The 13,815-nt window shown below is 40.5% G+C and carries 6 protein-coding genes; 5 read left to right on the forward strand and 1 reads right to left on the reverse strand.

The window, feature by feature from the left end; translation table 11 throughout:
• Positions 1-13 precede the first annotated feature (13 nt).
• Genes JYB65_RS11260 through JYB65_RS11275 form a run of 4 tightly spaced genes read left to right on the forward strand, consistent with a single transcriptional unit; the run spans position 14 to position 9,239 of the window.
• Complete coding sequence (locus JYB65_RS11260) at positions 14-2,395, forward strand: non-ribosomal peptide synthetase (protein WP_206582781.1); 2,382 nt, start codon at positions 14-16, stop codon at positions 2,393-2,395.
• On the forward strand, positions 2,395-2,784 hold the full coding sequence (locus JYB65_RS11265; RefSeq protein WP_206582782.1) for an iron dependent repressor, metal binding and dimerization domain protein: 390 nt from the start codon (positions 2,395-2,397) through the stop codon (positions 2,782-2,784). The genes JYB65_RS11260 and JYB65_RS11265 overlap by 1 nt, the downstream gene beginning before the upstream one ends.
• Before the next feature lies 1 nt (position 2,785).
• Positions 2,786-8,863, forward strand: a complete 6,078-nt coding sequence (locus tag JYB65_RS11270) for an SDR family NAD(P)-dependent oxidoreductase (protein ID WP_206582783.1) — start codon at positions 2,786-2,788, stop codon at positions 8,861-8,863.
• Positions 8,864-8,912: 49 nt separating this feature from the next.
• A complete protein-coding gene (locus JYB65_RS11275) occupies positions 8,913-9,239 on the forward strand; it encodes an acyl carrier protein (RefSeq protein WP_206582784.1) in 327 nt (108 codons plus the stop codon).
• Between the two features lie 87 nt (positions 9,240-9,326).
• On the opposite strand, the gene JYB65_RS11280 is transcribed toward JYB65_RS11275, so the two are convergent.
• Positions 9,327-9,932 (reverse strand): TetR/AcrR family transcriptional regulator, encoded by a 606-nt coding sequence (locus JYB65_RS11280; RefSeq protein WP_206582785.1) that lies wholly within the window; start codon positions 9,930-9,932, stop codon positions 9,327-9,329.
• A 425-nt stretch (positions 9,933-10,357) separates the two neighbouring features.
• On the opposite strand from JYB65_RS11280, the gene JYB65_RS11285 reads away from it, so the two are divergent.
• Complete coding sequence (locus JYB65_RS11285) at positions 10,358-13,576, forward strand: S-layer homology domain-containing protein (RefSeq protein ID WP_206582786.1); 3,219 nt, start codon at positions 10,358-10,360, stop codon at positions 13,574-13,576.
• Positions 13,577-13,815 lie beyond the last annotated feature (239 nt).

Genomic DNA, 13,815 nt, shown 5'->3' on the forward strand with positions numbered 1-13,815 from the left:
GGAGGATATCAGTTTGTATGAAAAAGAATTAGTATTAGGCCAAGAAACCTATGAACATGTAAAGAAAATAACGAAAGAAAATAAACAACTCGAACAGATTCTGTACGCAGCCATTCTAATCGCCGTTCATTATTACCTTTATGATGAAGACAAGGTGAGCATCCATTGGTCCAATAAGTGGACCAATTTATCCGTTCAGGTTGATCTGCATAAGGAGCTGACCTTGCGGAGTTTGATGCAAATGCTTCTTAGCGTGAGCAAGGAAGGAAAATCAGCAGAAATACAAGGAAGTTATGATGTAACGGTTGCTCAACATCAGTATGGCGATAAGCTGACCGAAGAGAAAAGCAAACTGATCCTATATTATAGTGAAGGAATCCTCTCTTTTAAGTATGCCTTGTCTCAAAAGCGGATCTATCCGTTGATTTCTGAATTATTTCAACGGATCGTAACCGCAATTGACGATTATGCCGATCGGCCTATTCATGGTTATTGTCTTGAGAATAAAGAGGAACGAAAAAAAATCTGTTATGAATGGCAGGGCAAACCCCGGACAGAAAGGATAAAACCTTTTACGGAATGGTTTGAAACGGCCGTTGAAAACTATGCGAACCGCATTGCGGTATCCGGTAAAGAACGAAGTTTTACCTATAAGGAGTTGGATGAAAAAGCACACCTGTTAGCGGAACAGCTGGCACAGAAACAGGTTCGCATGAATGAAGCCATCGGAGTAGAATGTGCCAATTATCCGGAGCTATTGATCAGTATAGTGGCCATTGCGAAAGTAAAGGGGATATTTGTCCCGCTGGATTCCAGTTTACCAGCTGAAAAACGGGAACGTATTCTGCTTGACAGCGGCCTGCGTTATATTTTACAGGGAACGACGATCAAAGCGTTTGAAGGCGTAAATGACGATAAAGCTGCCGAAGCAATTGAGCGAAATCAGGAGCTTTTGCAGCAGGAACAGGGAAGTTATTTGATTTATACATCCGGTACGACCGGAGAACCCAAAGGCTGTTTGGTCAGTGAACGAAATATGTTAAACATGTGCTTGTGGTATCAAGAGGAGTTTAAAATAGATGAAGAATCGAACGTTATTCTCCTCAATAATTTTAGTTTTGATGCTTCTATTAAAAACATATATGCTCCGCTTATGGCCGGAGGCCGGATTGTAATGGGACCGGAGAATTTATTTGATACGTTTGACATAAAAGCCATTATTGCATCTCACAAAGTGACCCATTTAAACTGTGTGCCGGGGTTATTTGATGCCCTATTAAAGACCGTCGAGATTGAAAATTATTCGGACTTGGAATCGGTAAGAGAGGTTGTTTTAGGGGGGGAAACGTTTCAGCCGTCTGCGGTAAAAAAGTGGGCGAGATTGGATCGATGCAATGCCCGGTTTGCCAATGTGTATGGTCCGGCGGAATGCACAAGCGTATCGACGTATTATCACTGCAGTAAAAAGGAATTGCTGCCGATGGATGAAGTGCCGATTGGCTGTCCCATAAACGGAAAAAAATTATATCTATTCAATTCAAAGGGGAATCTGTGTCTGCCGGGTATGATCGGAACCCTCTATTTAGGCGGGGAAGGATTAATCAACGGCTATACGAAATCAGAATTAAATCAAGATAAATTTCTTTCCAATGCTTTTGGTATGGAAGACAGATTATATAACACAGGGGATTTAGCAACTTACGATGAAGACGGCCGAGTCTATTATATAGGGAGAAAAGATCATCAAATAAAAATAAACGGGCAGAGAATTGAACTGGAAGAGTTGGAACATGCCCTTAGCCGATATCCGGAGATCGAGCACTGTGCCGTGAATGTGCTCGATCATCATCTTGTTGCCTTTTATACAACACGCACAGGACAAGAAGTGAACCATCCGGAGATACAAAAATTTCTCAAATCTTATGTCAGTGAGACAGCCATCCCCAGAACCTATATATTTTTACGAGAAATGCCGAGGAATAATAACGGAAAAATAAACCGAATGCTTTTAAACGAACTTTCCGTTACTACTGCTAAAGCAAAAGATACGGCAACGGTATCAGGCTCTGATCTTCGGTTGAAATTGATCCAAGCATGGCAAGCGGCATTGGATGTAAAGAACGTATCCATTACGCAGAATTTTTTTGAACAAGGAGGAACCTCCTTATTGCTGTACAAATTAAAGATCGAGATCAAGAAATACACCGGACATGATATTGAAATGGTGGATATCTTAAACTATCCTTCTATCCATACGCTTGAAAAGTGGCTGAATAAAGAGGAATCCGGGCCTGTAGAAATGGAGAAACAACGCATAAGCAGGAAAAGACGCAATTATCAGAATCGGAAGAGAGAGGAGAACGGAATGACTAAGGTGAAGGAGAGTAATCGATAGTGAATGAATCAAGAGAAATGTACTTAAAGACCATAAACAAGTTATCTGGTGAGAATGGTAATGTGCGATGTGCTGATATAGCAAGAAGTTTGAATTATAGCAAGCCCAGTATTAGCAGAGCAGTTCGGATTCTTGGCAAGGAAGGATATTTGTATATAAACCATAATGGGACGGTGGAACTAACGGAAACAGGGCGTAAGATTGCACTGAGAGTTTGTGAGAAGCAGGAGATATTAGCACTGTTTTTCCAAAAAATAGCGAAAGTTTCAAAAAAACGTGCGGAACTTGATGCTTGCCGGATAGAACATGTGATCAGTGAAGAAGTTTTCCAGGGAATTAAGCGATTTATTGAGAAAGAGAACGTCTTTTTTATAGATGAGGTAAAATAATATGAAGAAAATTCAGTTGGAATTTAAAGAAAACAGGTTGATGATAGACCATTCATCTGCCAACATGGTGATGGATTCTAAGATTGAAATGGTTGAAAAGGCTCAGGAAGCAGAGGAGTCCGATGTTGTGTACGCGTCGAACTGTATTCCGAGATACAATAGCCGGCAGGCGGAGCCTATGCTTGAGAAAATTCACCGGTGGGGTCCTGCAGACTATCCGGTTGAATGCTGGATAAACGCGTTAAATATTTTGTTTTATAGGTTGATAGGGAATGTCCATTTTACCTATGCGGTCTATATGCCGGAGAATCCGCAGAGCAGTAGTTGCATGCACTTTAATATGCTGATTGATCCGAATATTACCGAAACAACCATAAAGGAGTTTATCTATAATCCAGTTAAACTATATAAAAATTCTTCCCAGACAAATCCGGAATTGGGTGTGACTTTTTTGACGGGGGTAAAGGCAGAAGAAATAGAGCTCAAGTATTCATCGGATTGTCCGGATATTATGCTGTTGTTTTTAATGCAATCAGGGGCTGCGGAGCTAAAAATATATTATAAAAATCAATATGTAGAAAGCAGTATAGAATGTATCCTTGATGGAATTCATACGGTGTTTAAATATAAGGAAATGGAGACGGACGTATCAAACCGTTCTTTTCCGTTGGATGATCCTTCCATAAATCGATTGAACCACAGCGATATGGATAAAACCGTTATTCAATATATGGAAGAGAATGCCGTACAGAATCCGAACGGGATTGCATTGGAAGATGAATATTCATTCATAACGAATGCAGAACTAGTAAAGAGAGTGAATCAAATTTGCCATTTCTTCGACGATTTAACGTGTGACTCAACATACATAGCGGTTATGGGGAAGAGGAGTCTGGAACAAATTATTGTCCTATTGGCAATTATTAAATCCGGACGAGCCTATGTACCGCTGGATGACAGTATACCGGCAGCGAAGCTTACCGATATCACAGAGCGGTTACATATTGCGGTTATCCTGACCGATACCGCCAGCGAGAAGATCAACCAACCTATCGTTTGCTTGCAGTATCGGGAAATTCATAAACAATCAGCGGCCTATCAAGACGTATATGAAAATAAAAATACATCGCTGACGGACACCATTTGTGTGCTGCAAACTTCCGGCACCAGCGGTACCGCAAAGATTGTCGAACATAATCAGATCCCGATCATGAATGTTGTTGCTGCGCATCATAAAGCATGCCACTTTACGGCCGATGATAGTATCGCTCAGCGTTCCCCATTACAGCATATTCCGTCTTTATCCGAATATTTTTTGGGAATTGTGTATGACTTGAAAACCGTTCTCATTTCGGATGAAATATTGATTGATGCGGAAAAATTCAATCAGTATCTCAATGAAAAGCAAATCACCTGGATTCAAATCGTTCCGACACTGATGGAATACTATTTTGTAAACAGTGGATTCTCATTCGATTCCTTAAAGTATGCCGTTCCTTTAGGCGAAGAATTGAAAGCAGACCTGTTATATGCATTTATGGAAAAATATCCGCATATAAAGGTCATCAACAACTATGGAATGACGGAATGCAATACGATTTTATTAGCAGACGACTTGCAGCGAAAAAAATATGATAAAGTGCCGCTTGGCCACGCTATTGATAACTATCTTGTTACAATCGTGAACGATGCCAAGCAGGTCGTTCCAAAAGGAATCATCGGACAAATTGCCACCTGTTACTATTTCAAGGAACGCAATACCATTGAAACGAATCTGAAACATATGGAGCTTACATGGATTTCTGACGTGAATGAGAAGATGTTATTAACAGGCGATTATGGGAATTACCTATCCGGAACGGAACTGGTAGAATACCGTAACCGGAAAGATTCTCTATGCAAAATAAAAGGAAAAAGGGTAGAACTGTTAGAAGTAGAACAGGCCGTCTATCTATTTGAAGAGGTGAAAGAGTGCAAAGTCATTACCGATACGGTGGATGGACGAAATCAGATCATTGCGTTTATCGTGTTTAAGCATGAGAAACCGGAGCTGCTGAAGCTGCGAAAATTTTTGGCCAATACGATCGAGTCTTATATGATTCCGGAAAAAATGATTGTCATTGATAAACTGCCTAAAACGAAGACCGGTAAAATCAATATTGCCGAACTGCGAAAAATGCTGCAACAAGATTCTTTCAACGGGAAGCATACGGTGACGGAGCTGTTTGAGAAAGTCTTAAATTGTCAGCCGGAAGACGATACGTCCTTTCATGAAATGGGTATCAGTTCCTTCCAAATGATCGAATTAGCGGACCGGATAAGCGAACTCTATGGGATTGATTTCAGTGTAACCGAATTATATCAGTACTCGACAATACGTATGTTAGGCGAATATTTAAAACATACACAGAAAAGCGTGAAAGAGAAAAATAGTTCGAAACAGGAAGCAGAAGAAAAAATCGCAGTCATCGGTATCAGCGGAACTTTTGCCGGTAATCGGGATGCAGAAGCGTTCTGGGAAGCAGTAGCAGAAGGAAAGTGCCTGGTAGAAGAATTTCCTTCCGCGAGAAAAAAAGAGATCGGAATGCAAACGGATTCCAGTGTGATTTCAGGGGGATATCTGGATGAATTCGATGAATTCGATCCTGTTTTCTTCGGCATAGCTCCGAGAGAAGCAAAATGGATGTGTGAAGAACAAAAACAGGCGTTATTGTATACTTGGAAATTGTTAGAGGATGCCGGAAAGACGAAGAGCGAAATGGAAGATAAAGAAATCGCCGTCTTTATTGGGGTAGCCGATCATTATAAAGATCAACATCAGGGAGAACCGTCCAATACCCAGTATTATAAAATGGGGAACGATACGGCTATGATTTCTGCAAAAGTGTCGTATTTCTTTAATTGGCACGGAGAAAGTGTAACGATCAATACGGCGTGCTCTTCTTCTCTGGTCGCTGTGCACGAGGCATGCAAAAGTATTTTGTATGAGGATAATGAATATGCGGTAGCAGGCGGAATCAACCTCATTACTTCTAAACAATTTTTTGAGGATACCAGTGCGCTTGGGATGTTCTCTGATACCGGGGAGTGCCTGCCTTTCGATGACACGGCTTCAGGCATTGTACCGGGAGAAGCGGTGGGATTTGTGTTATTAAAACCCTATTCAAAAGCGGTCAGAGATCGGGATCAGATTTATGCCATTATTGAAGGCAGTCTGTGCAATCAAGACGGGAAGTCCAATGGGATAACCGCTCCGAATGGAAGGGCACAAAGTGCGTTACTGCGTAAAAACCTATATCGCGCCAACATAAACGCAAGGGAGATTCGGTATTTGGAGAGCCATGGAACGGCTACAAAATTAGGCGACCCCATCGAATTTAACGCGATGTCGGAAGTGCTGCGTTCGGATGACAGGGTTCCGTATTGTTCGCTTGGGAGTGTGAAAGCAAATACCGGACATACCATAGGAGCGGCGGGTATCGTTAGTGTGATCAAGGCTTGCTTATCCTTAAAATATGGCATTCTTTCCCCTCAAATTAAGTTCCAAAAACCGAACCGGTTATTGCATATGGAAGAAAGCCCGTTTTATATCGCGAAAGAAGCGGAACCGATTGATTGTAAAAAGAAGAATATCGTAGCGGTCAATTCATTTGGCTACTCGGGCACCAATGCGAATGTACTGCTGGCTAATGCTCCGCAAAGAGAACTGTCGGAGGAAGAAAACGCCGGTACATACTATATCCCTTTATCGGCCAAGACCAAACGATCCTTTGAGGCGAATGCAGCGGCCCTATTGAATTATATCAAGAAGAATAAAGAACGGCTGCAACTACAGGATATCAGTTATACGCTGCAAAAAGGAAGAACCCATTTTAAAGAATTCCGTAAATTGCTCGTTGTGAAGGATATAGATCAGTTGATGCTTGTCTTGGAGACTTATAAAAAATCGGGTTTTAAAGAGAAAAACGGTGGTTTTTATGAAACACTTTCGGATCAGGACAGATTTCTTATGGAACAGTATGAATCGGGTAAAGACATAGTATGGGCAGATTTTATTGAGCCTGCCGGTACTGTTATTTCATTACCGACCTATGTTTTTGGACCTCTTAAAATAAAAAAGGAAATGGTTCATCGTGTAAGCATAAAGGATACGGAGGAGCGCGTCAGCAATCACATCATAGAGGATAATAAAGTGTTGCCGGCTGCCGCCATTATCGAAGAAGTCAGAACGTATGCCTCCTATTTATTAGACTCTGCCCATATACGGTTGGAAAATATTTATTTTATTCATCCTATTGTTGTGAATGGCTCCGTGGAAATCGTGCTTCTATTTAAAGAAAAGGGACCTAATCTGACTTTTGAAGTGCAAAACAAGGGTGTTTTGGCAGCGACAGGCAGAGCATTGCCAATAGAGGCTTTCGGCAGTACGCAAAGTTTGGAAATGGATCATATAGATGAGCGTGAAAATAGCAGAGGTATGTATGATTTTTATCGATCGCAGCACATTTTATTTGGAACGCCATACCGGATATGTGAAACGCTTCATTTCGGAAAAAAGAATGGAACGGATTATGCGTTAGCCCGGCTCATTTCTAAAAATCCGGAAAACAATAGTTGCTATTTATTGGATTCAGCAATGCATTCTATGGCCTATATGTTATGCCCAAATAATAAACAAGCAATTGTGCCTTATTATCTGTCACAAATGGAATTGCTGCCTGAAATCGACGAGCAGAAAGAAATCTACGCATTGGGTTATGCGAAGAATAATTCGATAAATATTCATTTGTTCGATGAAGAAAAGAACTATTTGGGTAAAATACAAGGCTTTCAATTAGCAACGGCTAAAAAAACAGTAGGGTTCTACACACCGTTATGGAAGCCGGTAAATAATCCTGTTGATTTACCAAATTCAGAGGTAACGTTTGATCTTTTGATCAGCGATGAGAACTATGAATTTACAGCCATAAAAATAACGAAGCATGAGAACACAACCGGTATTGAATGGAAGGAAAAAACGGAGGCGTTAAGTGTACTTGTTATGCTTGATAAAAAATACAATTCTTATTTTGATGCATTTGAAAGAGTTTTAGATTTTATAAAGAGCATAAGTAGAGTAAAGGCTAAAAAGATAAAAATGATGTTTGTATATTTCTCTGGAAATGGCATATCCAATATGCTGAATGAATCGTTAGAAAGTTTCATGAGAGTTGTGAAAAATGAAATGCCAAAGATCACTTATAAAATACTGGAAGTCCCTTCTATGGATAAAGAAAAACTAGAAGAGGCCATTGGCACAGAGGCTTTAAGTGGATTCGCCAATAACCTGATTAAATACAATGACCATTGGTCCAGAAGCGAAAACGTACTGACAAAGCTTGATGAGCTGAACAGTTCCAGTCTTCGCATGAACAACGGGGATACCTATTTAATCATTGGAGGAAACGGACATATTGGCCGAACCTTGATTGAATTCTTTATATCGAAGTATAAAGCCAATATTATTTTTACCGGAAGAAGAAGGCTCGATGAAGATACGGACCGGTTTATGAAAGATATGAGTAAATATGGAATAGAAATTACTTATGTACAAATGGACATAACCGATTATAAGTCAAGTCTTTCCCAAATCGCACCATATAAGGACAGGATCGATGGGGTCATTAATTGCGCCGGTATCACGAGCGATGCGTTTATAATGAATAAAGACTTTTTACAAGCCAGAGATGTTCTTGAAGTGAAGGTATTAGGGTCCATTAATAGCTATAGACTTTTTAAAGACAGCAAGATCAAATTTTTAATCCTGTTCTCTTCTGTTTCAGCTGAAATGGGTCTGATTGGACAGTGTGATTATGCCTATGCGAATCGATTCGTCAATCGTTTAGCAAGCAGCACACCGGCAGGCTTCCATATCGCATCGATTGGATGGGGATATTGGAAAGACGGCGGTATGAAAATGCCCGATTATATGCTTGAGAAATATCTGAAAGAAGGAAAATACCCGATAGAGAACAACACCGGATGCAGAGTTCTAGAACAAGTGATCAATTCAGACTATGCCAATGTATTTGTGTACTAGGAACATTCATGTTAATAGATTATTTGTGCCGCAAGGGATGCGGCGCGGGATGGGAGAAATAATGAAAAGTACAAATGTAATAGAAAATTTTTTGAAAGAAATCATCATGAAATATACCGCTATACCATTAGAAGAGTTTGATTTAGAAATGAATTTTCAGGAGTATGGTATTAATTCATTCATGATGCTAGAGATGACCGAAGAGATAGAAAATGAGTTAGGAATACAAGTCTCAAAGACTATATTTTTTGAGTATTTAAATTTAAGAGAATTACTGGACTATTTTGAAGAGCATCATTCCGATTTGTTTATAGAAAATCAGAAAATGATGGATGATGAAGCTGAAAAATATGTAATAGCTGATGAACTATTGTAGCCAGTGCAAACAGCTAATGAAGATTCAAATTTAATATAATTTTACACATGTTTCAAAGGCTGTCAATATTGAATTGGCAGCCTTCAATTATTTTATATCATACAACTCTTCCTCGAATATGTGAGAAAAAAGAAGATCATAGATGCTGTCCAGCGTTCTTTTTAGAGCATCCGAATGAAGGGAATCCTGATTGCACATGATGAGTGCCATGATTTTGATCAGATTGGCAATGACCAGGTAGTCAAGATCCTGTTTCACCCCTTCCATATGCCGAAACAGAACATCCATAATGGTCGTCTCTCCTTCGGAACTGACTTGATATTCAGGTGGGAGTGCGGATTTTAGCTTATTTACATCTTCAGGAGTTAGGTATTGATAAATGCTGTCTTCACTAAAAATGATATTTCTCAGAAATACCTTCGCTTCGGAAATCGTCATCTTATCTCGTCCACCCAGTGTGTCCACAAAAATTTGTTTTGCACGGTCACGCTGATATTTGATAATCTCGTAAACAAACATCTCTTTCGATTGAAAAAAGTTGTAAAATGTACTTTTACCCAATCCTACTGCTTTTGTGATTTTGTCAACAGAGGTATGGGTTAATCCGTATTCCTTAATGAGGTCAAATCCGGCATCGAGCATCATTATTCTTGCAGCATCTCTTTCTTTAAGTGTAAATATTTTAGGAGACATGGAGTGCTTTCCTTTCTAAAATCAAGATTTCATGTCAACATGACCTTCCGTATAAAATCATAGCGTTCAAGTGAATCTTGTTGATTGCAATCCTATTTTATCATTGAAGATACGTTCCATTCAATTATTTTTTATTATATAGTCAATATCGCTTGCGATATTGACAGGATGGTTACATTTTCCTTGACAAATAAAAACATAAATGATAGATTTTATACGACCGTTTATTTAAAAATAGTCGTATAAAGTTTGAAGAGAGGAATGAGAAATGCATTGGGATCAGCAAGACACGACATAGTTTATTTGGTGTTTAAACGGGAGGATAAATATTGACGAAAGGTTAGCATAAGCTAACCGGATACCCCCTTGATAATCCACCCTTTTGAAGAGGGAAAAAGGATTAAAAATAAAAGGAGAGTGAGAACATGAAGAAAGCAATCGCCTTATTGGCTGTCCTATGCATGGTTTTGTCCGGAATGGGCAGCGCCTTTGCGGCAGACTTTGGCAGCTCGGTAACATCCGCTCAGGAAGCCGAAGAAGTAACCGTATCGGTTGAAAATGTCAAAGGAGGAGTAATAAATACCTTTGATATGACAGGGATGAAATCTCTTCCGATAGGAGAAGAGGTAAAGATAACCTCCGGTAATATGTTAGTTATTAAGGCTTTTGGCATGAATAATGCGTCGGGAGATAAAATAACAAAATCTGTATCGGTGAGTACAAAAATCGGGACTGAAACAGAAACGTTGACAGAATTTCCTGGTTGGCCTGACACCTATATGTTTACCGTAACCGAAGATACGGTTATCACCGGTGTTTTTGAAAGCATTGCTGTTCCGGCACAGGAGGGGATGTCCGTTTACACCGAACAAGAGTACTTCCCGGTGACAGGAGCAGATGCAGAGGTTCAAACGCAGTTGGCAGCGGTACTTGATGGGCAAACTGTATCCGGCGCAATCTTTTCCGCTTCGGATGCAAATTTTACAGTCACTGAAGAAGGAATACTGGAAAGCAACGCGGCTCTGACTCCGGGGGAATATACCGTTAACGTAACGGTGACGTATGGCAATCAAACCTATTCCGATGTAGAGGTATCGGTAAAAGTGGGCTCTGCGGTAAAATTTTATCAGTATCTCGGCGAGAATATGGGAGCTGAGAACGGACCGAACCTGGTGGTAGAAGAAGGCAATCCAGGAGACCCGTATCCTGTCTATTTTGCGGAAGGAACAACAATAGCTCAGGCATTGGAAAAGGTTTACGCGCTTAATTACCAACCAATGTATAACTATGACATAGACCCGGCTGTTTTTTCCGATGCAGATGGAAATGAGGTTACTTCCGACGAGATTGCGACAACAGATGATGTAAATATTTTCTACACCAGATATGTCAATGAATCCGGACAGCGGTATACGCTTACAGTACCGGCTCTTTCCAATGAGGAACCTCAGGTTGATGAAGTAACGGTATCCATTGAAAATGTCAAAGGAGGGGTTCTAAATACCTTTGATATTATAGGGCTGAAATCTCTTCCGATAGGAGAAAAGGTAAAGGTGCCATCAGGTAATATGTTGGTTCTGAAAGCCTTTGGCATGAATAATGCATCGGGAGATAAAATAACAAAGTCCATATCGGTCAGCATTAAAACAACGGATGGTACAACGAAATTGGAAGAATTAGAGTTACCTAATGAAGAACACGTCATGGTTAAGGTCCCTGATACCTACATGTTTAACGTAACAAAAGATACGGTTATCACCGGTGTTTTTGAAAGCATTGCTGTTCCGACCCAGATGGGCATGATGGTTAAAACTCAGCAAGAATATTTTCCTGTAGAGGAAACGACGACGGATGTGGAGACTCAGTTGATAGCAGCGCTTGATGGAAAAACCATATCCGGCGCAACCTTTTCCGCTTCGGATGCAAATTTTACAGTGAGTGGAGACGGATTACTGAAAAGCAAAGCAGACCTTGCTCCGGGAGAATATATCGTGAAGGTAACGGTAGGGTATAATAATCAAACCTACTCTGATACAGAGGTATCGGTTAAGGTAGGCTCTGCGGTAAAGGTTTATCAATATCTCGGCGAAAATATGGGATTTGAGAATGGGCCCAACTTGATCGAAGATGCGAACTATCCTATTTATTTTGCCAAGGGAACAACGATGGGGGAGGCATTGGCGTATACTTCCTATGTTAATTATCAACCGATGTATAACTATAATATAGACACGACTGTGTTCTCCGATGTGAACGGGAATCCGGTTACTTACGCTCAGGATGCGACAACGGGCGATATAAATATTTTCTACACAAGGTATGTGAAGGCATCCGGAGATCGGTATAAGCTTACTGTGTCGGATCTTTCCAGCGGAAATACAGGCGGTTCTAAGTCAGGAGGCTCCTCTAGCGTAAGCACTTCGGCGGCGGCAAGCTCTCTTGCGGTAACGACAAACGACAGTAAGGCTATCGTAACGCAAACCATCGCGGCAGTCACCGGGACAAACGGTGTAGCGACGGGCAGTGTGACCAAGGATCAGATTTCAGACATGATCAAATCAGCTAAGGAAAAAGCGCAGGAGCAGAATAAGCAAATAGCCCTGGAAATTAAGGTCAAGCCGGATAAGACCGTAAGCGGTATAGCTGTAACTATTCCAAAGGAAGCAGTCACCACATTGACCGATGGTGCAGATGGACTCATCATTTCATCTCCTATTTTTACAGTAAACTTGGATAAGGACGTGTTGAATCAAATTAGAAAAAATATAGCCGGAGAGCTTACTATTACGGTACTTAAAGCAAATGTGGATGACCTTTCTAATGAGGATAAGGCAATGATAGGGGATAGACCGGTGTATGATTTGAAGATAAACTCCGGCAGTACAAGCATAACAGACTTTGGTGGAGGTACGGCAACGGTAAGTATACCATATACGCCTGTCAAAGGAGAGGATACAAGTAAACTAGTTATTTATTATATTTCAAATAGTGGACAACTCACGATGATTCCCGATTGCATCTATGATGAATCGAACGGAACGGTAACGTTTAAAACCACCCATTTCTCATCTTATGCGATTGGTTATAACGACGTTGCATTTTCGGATGTATCCGGATGGTATGCACCTTATGTCAACTTCCTTTCAGCAAGAGAACTTATAAACGGTACCGGTGCTGGAAAATTCAGCCCAAATGCGAATATTACAAGAGCTGAGTTTGTGATGATTCTTGCAAACTTTTCAGATAATTATGTGGGAGGGGCTGCTGCGTCATCCTTTTCTGATGTGGCAGTAAGTGATTGGTATTTCAAGGCTATCCAATGGGCATATGAAAACGACATTGTTTATGGTTCCGACGGCAAGTTCAATCCGAATGATACGCTTACCCGTCAGGACATTGCTGTAATGCTGACGCGTTATGTCGAAAAGGTTGCGAAGTATCAGCTGACGGAAACCAACAAAGCAGTAGAATTTACGGATAGTGCAAAGATTTCTTCTTATGCCTCTTCTTCTGTGACCGCGATGCAGCGTGCAGGTATTATTAGCGGAGGAAGCGATGGAAGCTTTGCTCCTAAGGAGAAGGCTACCCGTGCTCAAACTGCAAAGATGGTTGCACTACTTGTACAGGACATGCTTGAAGACTAAGCGGAAAAATAATTAACCTGTGTTGTTGTGATCTACAGAGATTTAATACATATGTATTAAATAAATTAATGTAAAGGGAGAAAACAAAACAGTATAATCAGCAATAATAGAGCTACAAGAATTACGACCGTACAGCCAACCTGTGCGGTCTTTATTTGTTTATAAATAAATGACGAAAAATTTTGAACTGATTTCGGTTCGAATGAATCGAAATTTGAGTCGATAATGCTATCATATAA

Origin of the sequence: Clostridium aminobutyricum (assembly GCF_017255415.1) — a bacterium.
GTDB lineage: Bacteria > Bacillota > Clostridia > Peptostreptococcales > Anaerovoracaceae > Aminipila > Aminipila aminobutyrica.

Coding starts and splice junctions, on each gene's coding strand:
- JYB65_RS11270 (WP_206582783.1), top strand. CDS start 2,786: ATGAAGAAAATTCAGTTGGAATTTAAAGAAAACAGGTTGATGATAGAC.
- JYB65_RS11275 (WP_206582784.1), top strand. CDS start 8,913: ATGGGAGAAATAATGAAAAGTACAAATGTAATAGAAAATTTTTTGAAA.
- JYB65_RS11280 (WP_206582785.1), bottom strand. CDS start 9,932: ATGTCTCCTAAAATATTTACACTTAAAGAAAGAGATGCTGCAAGAATA.
- JYB65_RS11285 (WP_206582786.1), top strand. CDS start 10,358: ATGAAGAAAGCAATCGCCTTATTGGCTGTCCTATGCATGGTTTTGTCC.